This window comes from Diaphorobacter sp. JS3050 (assembly GCF_013154915.1).
Classification (GTDB): domain Bacteria; phylum Pseudomonadota; class Gammaproteobacteria; order Burkholderiales; family Burkholderiaceae_C; genus Diaphorobacter; species Diaphorobacter nitroreducens.
This window is the reverse complement of record NZ_CP053553.1, coordinates 85223-102582: the sequence shown is the minus strand read 5'-3', so window position 1 is coordinate 102582 and position 17360 is coordinate 85223. Positions and strand designations below refer to the sequence as shown.

The 17360-nt window shown below is 69.4% G+C and carries 13 protein-coding genes and 1 pseudogene; 6 read left to right on the top strand and 8 right to left on the bottom strand.

Annotated features, from left to right (window positions below; genetic code table 11):
• Positions 1-26 precede the first annotated feature (26 nt).
• The 5 genes from HND92_RS00425 to HND92_RS00405 form a co-directional block, all read right to left on the bottom strand.
• Positions 27-815: a crotonase/enoyl-CoA hydratase family protein gene (locus HND92_RS00425; protein ID WP_172205062.1), complete on the bottom strand. Its 789-nt coding sequence runs from the start codon at positions 813-815 to the stop codon at positions 27-29.
• A 109-nt stretch (positions 816-924) separates the two neighbouring features.
• Positions 925-1956, bottom strand: coding sequence for an acyl-CoA dehydrogenase family protein (locus HND92_RS00420; RefSeq protein ID WP_172205059.1), 1032 nt, complete (start codon positions 1954-1956; stop codon positions 925-927).
• Positions 1957-1970: 14 nt separating this feature from the next.
• Positions 1971-3128, bottom strand: coding sequence for an acyl-CoA dehydrogenase family protein (locus tag HND92_RS00415; protein WP_172205056.1), 1158 nt, complete (start codon positions 3126-3128; stop codon positions 1971-1973).
• Complete coding sequence (locus HND92_RS00410; protein WP_172205053.1) at positions 3125-4372, bottom strand: CaiB/BaiF CoA-transferase family protein; 1248 nt, start codon at positions 4370-4372, stop codon at positions 3125-3127. The genes HND92_RS00415 and HND92_RS00410 overlap by 4 nt, the downstream gene beginning before the upstream one ends.
• Entirely contained in the window at positions 4369-5355 is a 987-nt protein-coding gene (locus HND92_RS00405; protein ID WP_172205050.1) for a tripartite tricarboxylate transporter substrate binding protein, read from the bottom strand. The genes HND92_RS00410 and HND92_RS00405 overlap by 4 nt, the downstream gene beginning before the upstream one ends.
• 130 nt (positions 5356-5485) lie before the next feature.
• Here HND92_RS00405 and HND92_RS00400 point away from each other — a divergent pair, with 130 nt between their 5' ends.
• Complete coding sequence (locus HND92_RS00400; protein ID WP_011803525.1) at positions 5486-6415, top strand: LysR family transcriptional regulator; 930 nt, start codon at positions 5486-5488, stop codon at positions 6413-6415.
• Positions 6416-6448: 33 nt separating this feature from the next.
• Here the strand turns inward: HND92_RS00400 and HND92_RS00395 are convergent, their stop codons facing one another.
• A complete protein-coding gene (locus HND92_RS00395; RefSeq protein ID WP_172205047.1) occupies positions 6449-8539 on the bottom strand; it encodes an acetoacetate--CoA ligase in 2091 nt (696 codons plus the stop codon).
• Positions 8540-8652: 113 nt separating this feature from the next.
• Positions 8653-8892 carry a DUF6139 family protein gene (locus tag HND92_RS00390; RefSeq protein ID WP_172205044.1) on the bottom strand — a complete coding sequence of 80 codons (240 nt, stop codon included), beginning with the start codon at positions 8890-8892 and terminating at the stop codon, positions 8653-8655.
• A 172-nt stretch (positions 8893-9064) separates the two neighbouring features.
• Between HND92_RS00390 and ubiM the strand changes: the two genes are divergently transcribed.
• The 5 genes and pseudogenes from ubiM to HND92_RS00365 all read left to right on the top strand — a co-directional run bounded on the left by ubiM (position 9065) and on the right by HND92_RS00365 (position 16307).
• Positions 9065-10330, top strand: a complete 1266-nt coding sequence (gene ubiM / locus HND92_RS00385; protein ID WP_172205041.1) for a 5-demethoxyubiquinol-8 5-hydroxylase UbiM — start codon at positions 9065-9067, stop codon at positions 10328-10330.
• A gap of 87 nt (positions 10331-10417) precedes the next feature.
• Positions 10418-11425 (top strand): annotated as a pseudogene (locus HND92_RS00380) (sensor domain-containing diguanylate cyclase).
• Between the two features lie 78 nt (positions 11426-11503).
• Entirely contained in the window at positions 11504-13423 is a 1920-nt protein-coding gene (locus HND92_RS00375; protein WP_172205038.1) for a radical SAM protein, read from the top strand.
• A 96-nt stretch (positions 13424-13519) separates the two neighbouring features.
• A complete protein-coding gene (locus HND92_RS00370) occupies positions 13520-14818 on the top strand; it encodes a PAS domain S-box protein (protein ID WP_172205022.1) in 1299 nt (432 codons plus the stop codon).
• A gap of 238 nt (positions 14819-15056) precedes the next feature.
• A complete protein-coding gene (locus HND92_RS00365) occupies positions 15057-16307 on the top strand; it encodes a solute carrier family 23 protein (protein WP_103736941.1) in 1251 nt (416 codons plus the stop codon).
• Between the two features lie 135 nt (positions 16308-16442).
• On the opposite strand, the gene HND92_RS00360 is transcribed toward HND92_RS00365, so the two are convergent.
• Positions 16443-17174 carry a zf-TFIIB domain-containing protein gene (locus HND92_RS00360; RefSeq protein WP_012655183.1) on the bottom strand — a complete coding sequence of 244 codons (732 nt, stop codon included), beginning with the start codon at positions 17172-17174 and terminating at the stop codon, positions 16443-16445.
• Between the last annotated feature and the right edge of the window lie 186 nt (positions 17175-17360).

The window sequence follows — 17360 nt, the reverse complement described above, 5'->3', positions numbered from 1 at the left end:
CCTTGTCCGCCGATGGCTGATTCGGTCTACTGGAAACGCGGGGCGCGCTTCTCGATGAAGGCGGTGACCGCCTCGCGGTGGTCGGCCGTCTTGTGGGCGATGGCCTGGTAGCCGGCGGAGATCTCCAGCAGCGAGGCCAGCGAGGCGTGCTCGCCCTCGCGCAGCAGCCGCTTGGTCATGCGCATCACGGCACCGGGGTTGGCGGCGATCTTCTCGGCCAGCGCGCGCGCGGTGGGCAGGAGCTGGTCGGCCGGCACCACGCGGCTCACCAGGCCGCAGGCCAGGGCCTCCTGGGCGCTGATGGCCTCTCCGGTGAAAGCCATCTCGGACGCCTTGGCCATGCCCACGGCCCGCGGCAGCAGCCAGGCACCGCCGTCGCCGGGCACGATGCCCACGCGCACGAAGCTTTCTGCGAAGGTGGCGTTCTCGGCCGCGATGCGGATGTCGCACATGCAGGTCAGGTCCAGCCCCGCGCCGATGGCCGGGCCGTTGACGGCGCAGATCACCGGCACGTCGAGCTGGTGCAGCGCGTTGGGAATCTGCTGGATGCCCTGGCGGTATTCCTCGCGGATCAGGTCGGGCGTGAGCGCATCGTCGAAGAAGCGCTGCATGTCCTTGACGTTGCCGCCCGAGCTGAAGATGGGGCCTGCGCCGGTGAGGATCAGCACCTTCACGCTGGCGTCCTTGCGCACGGTGTCGCACAGCTGCACGAACTCCTGCACGGCCGTGTTGCCGGTGAGCGCATTGCGCGTCTCGGGCTGGTTCATGGTGGCGGTCAGGATGCCGCCGTCGCGTTCAATGGTCAGGAAGGCCATGGTGTCTCTCCGTAGTCAAAAATAGGAGCGTCCAGCGCACATCACTGCTTGATTTCAACATGAAAACACATTGAATTCCTTGATTGATATGCGCAAACAGCTATGGTTTTCAGAGCGTCATTTCCACATCGGTGATGCGGCGCACGAGGTCCAGCGTCAGCCCGCCGTGCGCCAGCAGCGCCTGGCCGGCCACGCCGTGCCAGTAAGACTCGCTGCCGGCCGTCTGGCGCCAGGCGTGCAGGCGGCGGGTGAACAGCTGCAGGTCGTATTCCGCGGTGAAGCCGATGGCGCCGTGGATGGCGTGGGCGAACTCGGCCACGGCCAATGCGGCCTCGCTGCAGCGCGCCTTGGCGGTGGCCACACGCAGCCGGTCGGGCAGCACACCGGCGCCGTTGCAGCCCAGCTGCGCAGCCATGCGCGCAGCGAACACATGCTCGCTCATCACCGCCAGCTGGTGCTGGATGGCCTGGAACTTGCCGATGGGGCGGCCGAACTGCTGGCGCTCGTTGGCGTACTGCAGCGTGCGGCGGAACACGTCGCCCAGCGCGCCGGCCATCTGCGGGGCCACCACGGCGGCCTGCAGGGTGCGGGCGTCCTGCGCGGCATCCACCGGCACCCCGGGCGCGGCCTCCACCTGGGCAGCAGTCCAGGCCAGGGCGGCATCCAGCGCCAGCGCCTGGGGCGCAGCCTGCGCATCGGCCGTGGCCAGCAGGTGCCAGGCGCTGCCGGCCTGCACCAGCACATGATCGGCCACCTGGCCGCCGCGCACGAGGGCAGAGCGCAGGCCGCCATCGGGCAGCCGCTCGCCACGCGCCAGCGTGATGCTGCCGGCGGGGCGCGCTACGCCAGCCTGGGCCAGCAGCGCGCGCGCCACCATGGTCTCGCCCAGCGGCAGCGGCAGCGCATGCGCGCCGCATTGCTCCAGCACGCCGAACACCTGGGTCAGGCCCAAGCCGGCGCCGCCCTCTTCCTCGGGCAGCAGCGCATCGGCGAGGCCCGTGGCCTCCAGCTGCGCCCACAGCAGCTGCGTCGCGGGCGCGGCGCGCCCGCCGGATTCAATGGCGCGCACCACCGGGGGGGTGCACTGGTCGGCCAGCACCTGGCGAGCCGCGTCGGCAAACAGATCGTTGTCTTGGCTCATGTCGTGGCTCCGTTTCAGCGCAGGCCCAGGCCCCGGGCGATCATCCCGCGCAGGATGTCGCGCGTGCCGCCGCGCAAAGAGAACGAGGGCGAGGCCTCGGTCACGTATTTCAGGGTCATCAGCAGCTCCACGGGCACGTCCTCCGCCTCGCGGGCGAACAGGTCGTCGGCGATCGCCGCGGGGATCATCTGCTCCAGCGTGGTGCCCAGCTCCTTGACCAGCGCGGCCTCGACGATGGGGCTTTCACCGCGCACCAGCTTGTCCTGAATGGCCACCGACATGGCGCGCAGGGGGCTGAGCTGCGTGAGCACCTTGCCTGCGAGACGCTGGGCCGACTCCGTGCGCCCTTGCGGCGTGCGCACGTAATCCAGCCACTGGTCGAACAGCACGATGCTGGAGAACAGCCGCTCGGGCCCGCTGCGCTCGAAGGCCAGCTCGGCCGTGACCTGCTCCCAGCCCTGGCCTTCGGCGCCGATGAGCGCATCGGGGCCCAACTGCACGTTGTCGAAGAACACCTCGCAGAAATGGCTGTCACCCGACAGGTCCTCGATCGGGCGCACCGTGACGCCGGGGAGCTTCAGGTCCACGATGACCTGCGACAGGCCCTTGTGGCGGTCCTCGCTGCTGCCGGAGGTGCGCACCAGCGCAATCATGTACTGGCAGTGGTGCGCGTTGGTGGTCCAGATCTTCTGGCCGTTGAGCACAAAGCCCTGGTCATTGGGCGTGGCGCGCGTCCTCACGCTGGCCAGGTCCGAGCCCGAGCCCGGCTCGCTCATGCCGATGCAGAAGAACGCCTCGCCCCTGCACACGCGCGGGATGTAGAACTGCTTTTGCGCCTCGGTGCCGTATTTCAGGATCAGCGGCGCGCTCTGGCGGTCGGCAATCCAGTGCGAGCCCACGGGCGCGCCGCAGGCGAGGAACTCCTCCACCAGCACATAGCGCGTGAAGGCGCTGCGTCCGCCGCCACCATATTCCTTGGGCAGCGTGACGCCGATCCAGCCGCGGGCGGCCAGCTTGCGGCTCAGCTCGCTGCTGTAGCCGCCCCACGAGCGGGCGCGGATATGCGCGGGCAGTTCGGCGATCGCCTCGGCCAGGAAGGCGCGCACCTCGGCGCGCAGGGCCTCGTCCTCGGGGGGGATGCGCGTGAGCGCGAGTGAATCCAGGGTACTCATCCCAAAACTCCGTTGTCTCTGTAGGTTTGCAGTGTCTCGGGCGCAAGGCCGAGGTGGCGGGCCAGCACCGCATCGGTGTGCTGGCCCAGTTGCGGGGGCGTATGGCGGTAGCTCACCGGGGTGTCCGACAGGCGCAGGGGGCTGGCCACCAGCGGCACGCTGCCCGCCTGGGGGTGCTGCATGGCGATCTGCATGCCGCGCGCCTTCACCTGCGGGTCGTCGAACACATCGCGCACGGTGTTGATGGGGCCGCAGGGCACGCCGTGCTGCTCCAGCAAGGCGATCCAGTCGCGCGTGGGCTTGCCCACCGTCACGCCGCGGATCAGCGCCACCAGTTCGTGGCGATGCGCCACGCGCGCGGCGTTGGTGGCGAAGCGCGCGTCCTGCGCCCAGCCGGGCTGGCCCGCGGCGTGGGAAAAGCGCGCGAACTGCCCGTCGTTGCCCACGGCCAGGATCATGTGGCCGTCAGCCGTGGGAAAGTCCTGGTAGGGCACGGTGTTGGGGTGGGCGTTGCCCATGCGCTGCGGCACCTTGCCGCCGTACAGATAGTTCATGCCCTGGTTGGCCAGGCACGCCACGCCCACGTCCAGCAGCGCCAGGTCGATGTGCTGGCCGCGGCCGGTGTGCTCGCGCGCCTGCAGCGCGGCCAGGATGGCGGTGCTGGCGTACAGGCCGGTGAGGATGTCGGTGAGCGCCACGCCCACCTTCATCGGGCCGCCGCCGTCCTCGCCGTCGGGGCGGCCGGTGACGCTCATCAGCCCGCCCATGCCCTGGATCAGGAAGTCGTAGCCGGCGCGGTGGGCGTACGGGCCGTCCTGCCCGAAGCCCGTGATGGAGCAGTACACCAGGCGCGGGTTGAGCGCGCTCAAGGCGGCATAGTCCAGCCCGTATTGCGCCAGGCCCCCGGTCTTGAAGTTCTCCACCAGCACGTCGCATTGCTGCGCCAGGCGCCGCACCAGCTCCTGCCCTTCGGGGCGGGTGAAGTCGATGGTCACCGACTGCTTGTTGCGGTTGGTGCACATGTAGTAGGCCGACTCGCCCGTGGGCTGGCCGGCGGGGTCGGTCACGTAGGGCGGGCCCCAGGCGCGCGTGTCGTCGCCGCTGCCGGGGCGCTCCACCTTGATGACCTCGGCGCCCAGGTCACCCAGCGTCTGGGCGGCCCAGGGGCCGGCCAGCACGCGCGACAGGTCCAGCACTTTCACGTGCTGCAGCGCGCCGGGTTGCAGGGCGGCCGGCGAGGTCATTGCAGCGGCACCTTGGCCTGGGTGACGATGCGCTTCCACAGTGCGATCTCGTTCTTCTGGAACTCGTGCATCTGGGCGGGGCCGCCGGTCATGGGCGTGGCGCCCAGGCGCTCGTAAAAGGCGCGGGTCTCATCCATCTTGGAGATGGTGGTGAACAGCTCGGCCAGCTTGGCGGTCTCGGCCGGGGGTGTCTTGCTGCTGACCATCGCGCCGACCCAGGTGTAGGCCTCGAAGCCGGGCAGGCCGGCCTCGCTGGCGGTGGGCACGTCGGGCGAGGTCGCCACACGCTTGTCCGCCGCCACGGCCAGCACCTTGACGCGCCCGCCCTTGGCCAGCTCCTGCACGGCCGTGACTTCGGCAAAGGCGTAGTCCACGGTGCCCGCCGCGAGGGCGGTCATGGTCTCGCCGGCGCCCTTGAACGGCACATGCACGGTCTGCACGCCGGCGCTGTCGTTGAGCAGCTCGCCCATGAGCTGGTAGCCGGCCGAGCCGGCGCCGAAGTTCACCTTGCCCGGGTGGGCCTTGGCATAGCTGACCAGCCCCTTGAGGTCGGCAAACGGCGCCTGCGGGGCCGTGGCCAGCATGGCGGGCGAACGCATCATCATGGTCAGCGGCGCAAAGTCCTTCACCGGGTCGTAGGGCAGCTCCTTGAACAGCGCCGCGTTCACCGCCAGCGTGGAGTTGCTGCCGATGAAGACGGTGTAGCCGTCGGCCGGGGCCGAGAGCACCTGCTTGACCGCGATGAAGCCGTTGGCGCCGGGCTTGTTCTCCACCACCACGGACTGGCCCGTGAGGTCCTGCAGCTTGCGCGCAAAGTAGCGCGCCGAGGTGTCGGTGCCGCTGCCGGGCCCGAAGGGCACGACGAACTTGAGGGTCTTGGACGGGAAGGCCTGCGCCTGCACGGCGGGCGCAAGGGCAGCGCCCAGGGCCACGAGGCTGGCGCCCGCCAGGGCGCGCAGGGTGGTTCTGCCGTGGAATGCCATGTGCAATGCCTCCTTGGAGTCTCTGCTCCGCTACGGTGCCCCGCAAAGGGGTCGGAGTTGGCACTCTAGGCAGCACCTTGCATGCTGTCTAATATTAAAAGTTTAGATTTCAATACTTTTTTCATATCGCATGAACCTCCGGCAACTCAGCCAGTTCGTCGCATTGGCGGAAACCGGCAACTTCCACCGCGCGGCCGAGCGCCTGCACATGGCGCAACCGCCCCTGTCGGTGTCCATCCGCAAGCTGGAGGAGGAACTCGGCAGCCCCCTGTTCGAGCGCACCACCACGGGCGTGGTGCTCACCCCGGCCGGCGAAGCCATGCTGGGCGACGCCCGCCGCGCGCTGTTCCACGCCCAGCAGTGCCGCCAGGCGGTGCAGGACGCGCGCGAGGGCGAAGGCGGGCTGCTGCGCCTGGGCATCATCGGCTCGGCCACCTATGCGCTGCTGCCGCAACTCATCCCCTCGCTGCGCCAGCGCTATCCGCAGATCGAGTTGGAGCTGAGCGAAGCCACGTCGTCCGAGATCCTGGAGGGGCTGGTGTCGCGGCGCTTCGATGCCGGCCTGCTGCGCTACCCGGTGCTGGACCCGAGCGGCTTCGAGCTGCTGCCGCTGGACCGCGACGACTTCGTGCTGGCCGTGGCCGAGAGCAGCCCGCTGGCGCAGCGCGACGCCATCGCGCTGGCCGAGGCCGCGCACGAGCCCTTCATCATGTACCCGCAGCACAAGGTGCCCAGCCTCTCGGCCCTGGCCATGATGCGCTGCCAGTTCTCTGGCTTTTCGCCGCGCGTGGCGCAGGAGGCGATGCAGGTGCAGACCATCATGAGCCTGGTGGCTTCGGGCCTGGGCGTGGGCCTGGTGGCCAGCGTGGCGCGGCAGGTGGTGCCGCGCGGCGTGAAATGCCTGGCGCTCACCGACAACCCGCCGGGCTTTCACGTGGGCATTGCGCTGGCGCGCCTGGCCAGCGGCACCAGCCGCGTGGTGGAGCGCTTCACCGAGCACGCGCTGCGCTTTGCCAGCGTGCCGCGCGTGGAAGGCGAGAACTGGGACAAACCGGGCTGAACCGCCCGTCCATCAAGCGCGAGCAGCTATCTTTTATGAAGCAACCGCCGTCGCACGGTGCCGCGCAAAGTCCACGTACCACGCCAGGCAGCCGGGGTTGGCCATGGCGTCCGGGTTGACCACCTTGTCCATCGACTGGCCCAGCAGCAGCTTCTTGACGGGCAGCTCCTGCTTCTTGCCGCTCAGCGTGCGCGGCACCTCGGCCACCTGCACGATTTCGTCGGGCAGGAAGCGCGGGCTCAGGCTGGCGCGGATGGCGTCGTTGATCCGCGCGCGCAGGCCGTCGTCCAGCACCAGGCCGCTGCGCAGCACCACGAACAGCGGCATGTAGCTGGCGCGGCCCAGGTATTCCAGGTCCACCACCAGGCTGTCGAGCACCTCGGGCAGGGCCTCGACGGCGCTGTAGATCTCGCTCGTGCCCATGCGCAGGCCGTGGCGGTTGATGGTGGCGTCGCTGCGGCCGTAGATCACGCAGCCGGGGTGGGCGCTGGAGCCGATCTCGATCCAGTCGCCGTGGCGCCAGACGGCCCCGGCCTCGGGCCCCAGATCCCCGCCGCCGGGCCTGCGGCCATGCCCGGGCGGGTACATCTCGAAGTAGCTGGCGCGGTAGCGCGCGCCATCGGCGTCGCCCCACAGGAACAAGGGCATGGACGGGATGGGCTGGGTGCACACCAGTTCGCCCACGGCGTCCAGTACCGGGCGGCCCTGCTCGTCCCAGGCCTCGACGGCTGCGCCCAGCATGCGGCACTGCATGCGCCCGGGCGTTTGCGGCAGCTCGCGATTGCCGCCGATGAAGGCGCCCGCGAAGTCGGTGCCGCCGGAGATGTTGCACCACCAGACCTGCGGCACGCCCGCGCTGGCCAGGAGTTGCGATCCCCACCGCTGCACTTCGGCAGGCAGCGGCGACCCCGTGGAGCCCAGCACGCGGATCGCCGACAGATCGCCGCAGGCCGCAGGGGTGATCCCGGCCTTCATGCAGTGGCCGTAGAACGCGGCGCCAGCGCCGAAGAAGGTCACGCGCTCCTCGGCCGCCATGCGCCACAGCACTGTCCAGTCGGGCCGCTCCTTGCTGCCGCCGGGGTTGCCGTCGTACAGCACGCAGGTGGTGCCGCCCAGCAGGCCGCCGACCTGGGCGTTCCACATGATCCAGCCGGTGGAGCTGTACCAGTGGAAGCGCTCGCCCAGGGAGTTGGGCGCGTAGCTGCAGCCGATGTCGTTGTGCAGCACTGCCAGCTGCAGCATCACCAGCATCATGCCGCCATGGCCGTGCACGATGGGCTTGGGCAGGCCGGTGGTGCCGCTGGAATAGACGATCCACAGCGGGTGGTCGAACGGCAGCCACGCCGGTTCAAAGGCCGCAGTCTCTGCATCATTTCGGGCGATAACGCTTGCGTAGCAAGCGGTATCAGCTACTGTTTTTGAAGCATCCAGATTGCTCACCAGCACCACGTGGCGCAGCGTGGGCAGTTGCGCGCGCAGTTCCGCCAGCACGTCGCAACGGTCATGGTCGCGCCCCCCATAGGTGACGCCGTCCACGGCCAACAGCACCGTCGGTGCGATCTGGCGGAAGCGGTCCAGCACCGCGTGCGTGCCCATGTCGGGCGCGCACAGGCTCCACACCGCACCGATGCTGGCGCAGGCCAGGAAGGCGACGATGGTCTCGGGGATGTTGGGCAGGTAGGCTGCCACGCGATCGCCGGGCTGTACGCCTTGGGCCCTCATGTGCAGCGCCAGCGCCGCCACCTGCCGGCGCAGCGCGGGCCAGGACAGCTCGCGGCGCTCGCCGCGTTCGTTGCGGCCGATGAGGGCCGGCTGGCCCGCGGCCTGTGCGGCGCCCACATGGCGCAGCACCTGGCGCGCGTAGTTCACCTGTGCGCCGGGGAACCACTGCGCGCCGGGCATCACGTTCTTTGCGAGTACCGCGCTGTGCGGCGTGGGCGACTGCAGGTCGAAATAGTCCCAGACGCTCTGCCAGAAGGCGTCCAGATCGGTGGTGGACCAGCGCCATAGCGCGTCGTAATCGTCAAAGCGCAGGCCGTGCTGCGCCTGCAGCCCATCCTGGTAGCGGCGTATCTGGGGCGCGTAAGGCGGGTGTGTTGGGGGGATGTTGTGGTGTGTCTCCATGCGCACAGCCTAGCGCGATCGCGGTCGCCGTGCGCGCCACGCACGTGACAACTTGCCGGCCGCACCTTGCCGGTCGCACCTGGCCGGCGGCACCTCGCCGGCCGCACCTGGCCTCAGCGCCGCGGCTGCTCCGTCACGCTGGTGATGGCATAGCCCTTGTCGCGCAACTGCCGTCCGGGCTCGGGAATACCAAGGTCGCTCCAGTGCGCCTGGGTTTCGTCCCGTTCCACAGCGCGGTGCTCGCAGTTCCAATCCGTATTGATGGCCTCCTGCGGTATGGGCTTGCCCTCGGGCACGGCCAGATGGGAATAACGCCCCTCGGCTTCGGATCGGCGGTAGATGTCCACGCGCATGTCGGGTCCTTTGCTTGCTGGTTGCAGGGTTCTCCACTGTAGTGAGACCATCGCCCGCCCGGCGTAGGAAGCGGCCGCATGGCCGCCGTGCTTGACGCAAGGCAAGATCGCCGCTTTCCGCCCTGCCGACAATTGCCCGCTGTTGCCACTGCCGGCGGCCTGTTTCTGAATCATGACAACACAAGACGTTTCCTCTCAGCGCAGCGACGTGCTCATCGTGGGTGCGGGGCCTGCCGGGCTGTCGCTGGCGGCCTCGCTGGCCCAGGCTGGCATGCAGGTCACGGTGCTGGAGCAGCAACCCGTCTCCACGCTGGCCGCGCCCCCGGCCGACGGGCGCGAGATCGCACTCACCCACCCCAGCGTGGCCACGCTGCAGCGCATCGGCAGCTGGCGGCGCCTGGCCGCGCACGAGGTCGGCCTGCTGCGCGAGGCGCAGGTGCACGACGGCCCCGTGGGCCAGCGCGGGGCCATGCAGCTGCATGCAGGCGGCAGCGGCGTCCAGCATTTGGGCTGGATCGTGCCCAACCACGCGCTGCGCCGCACGGCCTACGAAGTGGCCGCGCACACGCCCGGCGTACGACTGGTCACCGAGGCGCGCGTCACGCGCGTGGCCGTCACGCCCGCGCATGCCGAGCTGGAATACACCGACACCCGCAACCTCGACGCAGCGCCCCTGCGTCTGCAGGCCCCGCTGCTGGTGGCTGCCGACAGCCGCTTTTCCGCCACGCGGCGCCAGTTGGGCATTGGCGCGGCCATGCACGACTTCGGCCGCACGGTCATCGTCTGCCGCCTGCGCCATGAGCTGCCCCACCACGAGGTCGCGCACGAGTGCTTCGGCTACGAGCAGACGCTGGCGATCCTGCCGCTGCCGGGCGACCTGGTCGATGGCGCGCCGATGTGCTCGGCCGTGGTCACCACCGGCGCGGCGCATGCGCAGGAGCTGCTGGCACTGCCCCCTGAGGCATTCGCCGCACGCGTGCAAGCCCAGTTCAAGGACCGCCTGGGCGCCATGCGGCTGGTGGGCGAGCGCCACGCCTACCCGCTGGTCGCCGTGTATGCGCACCGCTTCGCCGCCGCGCGCTGCGCGCTGCTGGGTGACGCGGCCGTCGGCATGCACCCGGTGACGGCGCACGGGTTCAACATGGGGCTGGCGGGTGTGGACAGCCTCACGCGCACTCTCACCCAGGCACGCGAGCGCGGCGCGGACATCGGCGCCGCCAGCGTGCTGGAGGGTTACGCGCGCGGCCATCACCGCCACGCCTGGCCGCTGTACCAGGGCACGAATGCCATCGTGCGCCTGTACACCGACGACCGGCCGCTGCCCCGCCTGCTGCGCCAGGTGGTGCTGGCGGGCGCCAACCGGCTGCCGCCCCTCAAGGGCGCCATCGTGAGCCAGCTCACAGGCCGGCGCCCCGCCTGGCCCAGCGCCGCACCTTAGCGCGCACACCGTGATCCAACTGGAGGGGCAGGCGTTCGCTGCCTGTCCCGGCCTGCGTCCTGCGGCACACCCACCCATAATGGCCGCATGGACAACCTGTTGGACCATCTCAGCGAGACCGTCACCCGCGCACGCACCGTCGAAGAGCTCACCCGGCCGCTGCTGGAGCTGCTGGAAGACATCACCGGGTTCGAATCCACCTACCTCACGGTGGTGGACCTGGAGCGGGGTGTGCAGCGTGTGCTGTACGCGCGCAACACGCGCCAGGTGCAGATCCCGGAGGGACTGCGTGCCCTGGCACGACACGTTGTGCAAACGCGCGCTGGACGAGGGCCGACCCTTCACCGCCGACGTGGGGCAATGCTGGGGCGATTCGCAGGCCGCCGCGGCGCTGGGCATCCAGACCTACGCCAGCACACCGGTGCGCATGGCCGACGGCCAGCTCTACGGCACGCTTTGCGCCGCCAGCGACGAGCGCCAGGAGCTCACTTCACAGGCGCGCAACGCGCTGACGCTGTTCGCGCGGCTCATTGGCCAGCAGGTCGAGCGCGAGCAGCTGCTGCAGCAATTGCTGCAGGCCAATGCCCGGCTGGCGGCCTATGCGGCGACCGATGCCCTTACCGGCCTACCCAACCGCCGCGCGCTGCGCGAAATGCTGCACCAGCAACTGGCGCAAGGCGCGCGCCAGGGCACGGCGGTGCTGATCGCCTTCATGGACCTGGACGGTTTCAAGGCGATCAACGACACCTATGGCCACGAGGTGGGCGACCTCTTCCTGGCCGACATGGCCGATCGGCTGCGCGGCGCCGCGCGCGCGCAGGACTTCGTCGCACGCTACGGGGGCGATGAGTTCGTGGCCGTAGGCCCAGGCCCCGCGCCCGGCCCGGCGCTGGAGGCGGCCCGCCAGGGGTTCGGCCAGCGCCTGGCACAGGCCAGGCGCGGGCGCTTTGGCGGGGCGGACGCCCCATCGACTACGCCGGCGCCAGCGTGGGTGTGATCGCCGTGCGCCCCAACGGCATGACGGCCGACGAGGCGCTGCGCGAGGCCGACCGCGCCATGTACGCCGCCAAGAAGGCGCGCCGCGCCGTGCGCTGAACAAGTCCCCGCAGGGGCATGCGCGGCAGGGGGCCGGGATAATCCGCCGCTCTGCCAGCCCCCTCCACCCCTTTGCCCATGCCCGCAGCCCTGCCCCGCGTGCTGTCCGTCATCCCGCCGATGACGCAGCTCAACACGCCCTACCCCTCCACCGCCTACCTCACGGGCTTCCTGCGCTCGCGCGGCGTGGCCGCCTTCCAGGAAGACCTGGCGATCGCGCTGGTGCTGCGGCTGCTCTCGCGCGACGGTCTGGCGCAGGTCGCCGAAAGAGCGCGGGCCCTGCCCGCAAACGCGCAGAGCCCGGCGGTGCAGTTCTTTCTTGCACAGCAGGAGCGGTACCTGGCCACCGTCGGCCCAGCCATGGCCTTTTTGCAGGGGCGCGACAGCACCCTCGCGCACCGCATCGTGGGCCGCCACTACCTGCCGGAGGGGCCGCGCTTCGCGGCGCTGGACGTGTACGAGGACGACGGCAGCGGCGACCCGCTGGGCTGGGCCTTCGGCGCCCTGGGCCTGACCGACAAGGCCAAGCATCTGGCCACGCTGTACCTCAACGACCTGGCGGACGTGCTGCAGGGCGCCGTGGACGCGCGTTTCGAGTTTGTGCGATACGCCGAACAGCTCGCCGGCAGCCAGCCCACGTTCGACCCGCTGGCCGACCCGCTGGCCGACGCGCTGGCGCAGGCGCCGACCCTCGTGGACGAGGTGCTGCAGCAGCTCACCCATGAGGCCGTCGCGCGCCACCAGCCCGGCGTGGTGCTGCTCTCGGTGCCCTTCCCGGGCTCGGTGTACGGCGCGTTTCGCATTGCCCAGGCCCTCAAGGCACAGCACCCGCACATCGTCACCGTGCTGGGCGGCGGCTTCGTCAACACCGAGCTGCGCGAGCTGGCCGACCCACGGGTGTTCGATTTTTTCGACTACGTGACGCTGGACGCCGGCGAGCGCCCGCTGCTCGCGCTGCTGGAGCACCTGCAAGGCCAGCGCGGGCGCCAGCGGCTGGTGCGCACCTTTGTGCGCAATGACGATGGCGCCGTGCAGTACGTCCACCTGGCGGAGCCCGACGTCGCCTTTGCCGAGATCGGCACGCCCACCTGGGACGGCCTGCCGCTTCAGCGCTATCTGTCGCTGCTGGACATGCTCAACCCCATGCACCGGCTGTGGAGCGACGGGCGCTGGAACAAGCTCACCGTGGCGCACGGCTGCTACTGGAAGAAGTGCAGCTTCTGCGACGTGAATCTGGACTACATCGGCCGCTACGAGGGCGCCAGCGCCCAGGTGCTGGCCGACCGCATCGCGGCCATCGTGGCCGAGACCGGGCAGACCGGTTTTCACTTCGTCGATGAAGCCGCGCCACCCAAGGCCCTCAAGGCGCTCGCGCAGGAGCTGATCGCACGCGGCACCGGCATCTCCTGGTGGGGCAACGTGCGCTTTGAAAAGACCTTCGCGCCCGAGCTGGCCGAGCTGCTGGCCGACGCGGGCTGCATCGCCATCTCGGGCGGGCTGGAGGTGGCCTCCGATCGGCTGCTGGGCCTGATGAAGAAGGGCGTCAGCGTGGACCAGGTGGCGCGCGTGACCCGCGCATTCAGCGACGCCGGCATCCTGGTGCATGCCTACCTGATGTACGGCTTTCCCACGCAGACCGTGCAGGACACGGTGGATGCGCTGGAGTACGTGCGCCAGCTGTTCGAGAACGGCTGCATCCAGAGCGGCTTCTTCCACCGCTTTGCCTGCACCGTGCATTCGCCCGTGGGGCAGAGCCCCGAGGAATACGGCGTGACCCTGGCCCCGCTGCCGCCGGGCGGTTTTGCCAAGAACGATGTGGCGTTCATCGACCCCACGGGCGTGGACCACGACGCGCTGGGCGCCGGGCTCAAGAAAGCCATCTACAACTACATGCACGGCATCGGGCTGGAGCAGGACGTGCGCATGTGGTTCCCCTTCCACGTGCCCAAGACCACGGTGCGGCCAGGCCGCATCGCGCGCGCCCTGGCGGCGCGATAGCTATTTTTTTAATAGCCTCTCGCGCTTTCCCCGCAAAGCGTTGCGCTCACCGCGCGTACACTACATGCCCGGTATTTCTGAGCAACGAGGTGTCCTATGTGGTGGCAGCAGCAACGTTTTTCGGCACAAGGGCGCTGGCAGGCCATTGCAGAGCAGACGGCCGTGGTCGAAGTGGATGTCCAAGGCGCGGTGCGCGAAGTGAACGCGCGGTTTTGTGACCTGCTGGGCTACCAGCGTGCGGAATTGATCGGCCAGCCCCAAACGATTTTCTATCCACCGGAATACGTTGCCAGCCCTGCCTTTCAGGCCAATTGGCGGCGCCTGTGCGGCGGCGAATTCGTGCAAGGCACGGCGCAGCGCCGCTGCAAAAACGGCACCGTGGTCTGGGTGCAGGGCATGTTCTACCCCGTGCGCGATGCCCGCGGCCGGGTGGAGCGCATCGTGGGGCTGGTTTACGACGTGACCGCCACGCAGGAGCAGACGCAGCGCGCCCATGCCATCCTGGAGGCCATCGAACGCTCCATGGCAGTGATCGAGTTCGACCTGCAAGGCCATGTGCTGCGCGCCAACGACCACTTTCTGCACACCATGGGCTACACCCGCCAGAACCTGGTGGGCCAGCACCACCGCATCTTGTGCCCGCCCGCGTTCGCGCAAAGCAGCGACTACCCACGCTTTTGGGACGATTTGCGCGCGGGCGTGTATTCCAAGGGCAAGATCGAGCGCGTCGATGCGCGGGGGCGCACGGTGTGGCTGGAGGCGACGTACAACCCGGTGCTCGACCCTGACGGCGTGGTGAGCCACATCGTCAAGTTCGCCACCGACATCACCGCGCGTGTGCAGCAGGCGCAGGCGCGCGAGCAGGGCGTGAACACGGCGTTTGCCGTGGCGCAGGAGACGCAGCAGCTCTCCGAAGAAGGCACGCAAACCATCGTCGACGCCACGGCGCGCATCCAGTCGATCGCCCAGCTGTTCGAGGACACCGCGGCCCGCGTGCACGAACTCGGGCGCAAGACCGAGAGCATCGCCGCCAGCGTGCAGGGCATACGCCGCGTGGCCGACCAGACCAACCTGCTGGCCCTCAACGCGGCGGTGGAGGCCGCGCGCGCCGGCGTGGCCGGGCGCGGCTTTGCCGTGGTGGCCGAAGAGGTGCGCAAGCTCGCCGGCGACAGCCGCACCGCCACCAACGACATCCACCAGACCATCCAGGCCGTGCTGCAGGAGATGCGGGCGATGATCGACCACATCCAGGGCGGCGTGGCGGCGGTGGAGCAGGGTGCCCAGCTGTCACGCCAGGCGCGCGACGCCATCGAGCGCATCCGCGAGGACGCACACAAGGTGGTTGACGTGGTGCAGGAGCTGCACGCGCTCGAGACCGGCAAGCCGGGGCGCTGAGGGCCTGGCAAACCTGGGCCCCGTGACGGCAGAAAACGGCCCCGCCACGCTCGGCAGGCCGGCGGCGATGGGCCCGTCTGGCACCCCTGGGTGATAGCGCACTCCGGCACACTCCTGATTTGATAGCTGTTTGCGCTTGCCACACAAGCGCCAGAGGCCCATCTAACCTCTAAAATCAGCGCTTTCACACAAGGAGAGCCCCATGGCCCTTTTGCAATGGAATGAGTAACCGGCGCAGGTGCTGCAGGGTGGCGGCGTGATCGGACCGGATGAGCGGCTGCCCTGGGCGCAGACCGGGCTGATGGGCATCCAGCACGTCATCGCCATGTTCGGCGCCACGGTGCTGGCGCCCATCCTGATGGGGTTCGACCCCAACGTGGCGGTGCTGATGAGCGGCATCGGCACGCTGATCTTCTTCCTCATCACCGGTGGCAAGGTCCCGAGCTACCTGGGCTCGTCGTTCGCCTTCATCGGCGTGGTGATCGCGGCCACGGCCTATGCAGGCAAGGGCCCCAACGCCAACATCGGCGTGGCGCTGGGCGGCATCATCGCCTGCGGCCTGGTGTACACGCTGGTGGGCGTGGTGGTGCACCTGGTGGGCACGGGCTGGATCGAGCGCTTCATGCCCCCGGTGGTCACCGGCGCGGTGGTGGCCGTGATCGGGCTGAACCTGGCCGGCATCCCCATCAAGAACATGGCGGCCAACAACTTCGAGGCCTGGATGCAGGCCCTGACCTTCGTGTGCGTGGCGCTGGTGGCGGTATTCACCAGCGGCATGCTGCAGCGCCTGCTGATCCTGGTGGGACTGATCATCGCCAGCCTGCTGTACGCGCTGCTGACCAACGGCATGGGCCTGGGCAAGCCGATCGACGTATCGGGCATCGCCAACGCCGCCTGGTTTGGCCTGCCGCAGTTCCACGCGCCCGTGTTCAGCGCGCCCGCCATGCTGCTGATCGTGCCGGTGGTCATCATCCTGGTGGCCGAGAACCTGGGCCACATCAAGGCCGTGACGGCCATGACCGGCAAGAACCTGGACCAGTACATGGGCCGCGCCTTCATCGGCGACGGCGTGGCGACGATGGTGAGCGGCGCGGTCGGCGGCACGGGCGTGACGACGTACGCCGAGAACATCGGCGTGATGGCCGCCACGCGCATCTACTCCACGGCGGTGTTCCTGGTCGCGGCGCTGCTGGCGGTGCTGCTGGGCTTCTCGCCCAAGTTCGGCGCGCTGATCCAGGCGATCCCGCTGCCGGTCATGGGCGGCGTGTCCATCGTGGTGTTCGGCCTGATTGCGATTGCCGGCGCCAAGATCTGGGTGGACAACCGGGTGGACTTCTCGCAGAACAAGAACCTCATCGTGGCGGCGATCACGCTGATCCTGGGCACGGGCGAATTCACGCTGAAGTTCGGCGACTTCGCGCTGGGCGGCATCGGCACCGCGACCTTCGGCGCCATCGTGCTGTACGCAGCCCTGAACCGCGGCAAGTAAGGCTGGGCGGAAGCGCCCAGGCGCGCTCCCGTATCCATAGCTGCCAGCGCTTACCCTGAAAGGATTCAAGGCGCTTTCCGCCTTGAAAATCAATCTTAACAAGCGCCAGCAGCTCTTTTTTTAGTAGCAAACCGATCAACGCCGCAGCAGCGACCACACCATCTCGATGCCCGCGGTGAGCAGGTCGAACTCGTCGCTGCGCGTGCCCTCCAGCCGTTCGCGCTGGCGTGCACGCTCCTCCCGCGCGCGGTTGCGCTCCAGCGCCACCAGCGCATCGGCCAGGGCGTCGGGCGAGGCGGCGTCCGCCGGCGCGGTCTGACGGGCGGCGCTGCCGTGGCGCGCCAGGGCCTTGTCCACCGCCTGCGGGTCCAGCAGCGACAGGGCCGAGCGGCAGTAGGGGCAGGCGTGGTCGTGGCGGATGTCCACCGTGCCGCCGCAGCTTGTGCAGTTGATGGTGCCCACACGCTCGGCCAGCGCCTCGATCTCCATCGTGGACAGGTGCCGCACGAAGCCCTTCTCGACCATGAACGAGCCAAAGGTCGAAAAGCGCCCGTGGCGCGCCGCGCAGCGGTAGGTGACGTAGCGCCCGCCCTGCGCCACGTCGTAGCCTTTGGCCAGCGCCTGGCTGCAGCGCGGGCAGCGCAGCCGGTCGGCCAGAGGGTGGTGCGCGTCGCCTCGGTGCTGGTGCAGCAGCTCGAACAGCTCCAGCACGGCCGCCGGCGCCAGGCGCGTGTTCTCCTGCGGGTCGAACCACATGCCCTGGCAGGCAAAGCACAGGTCCAGCTCCAACGTGCCTCCGGTGCTGGCGGCAAAGCGCCGGATCTCGGTGGGCTGGCGGCACGAGGGGCAAAGCGGCGTGAACGGCATGGTGGACGCGATCGTACTGCCTGCCCGGCCGGTGCCGCGACGCGGCCGCGCCTGCGCGGGCGGCCTGCGTCAGCGCGGTGTAAGGCCAGGGTTATCCCTAGCCGCGCAAGGAGCCGCTGCTAAGATTTACGCTCTTTTTTGCGCCCCGCGCCAGCTGCCCGCCAGGCCTGCACGGGGCGCTTGTCC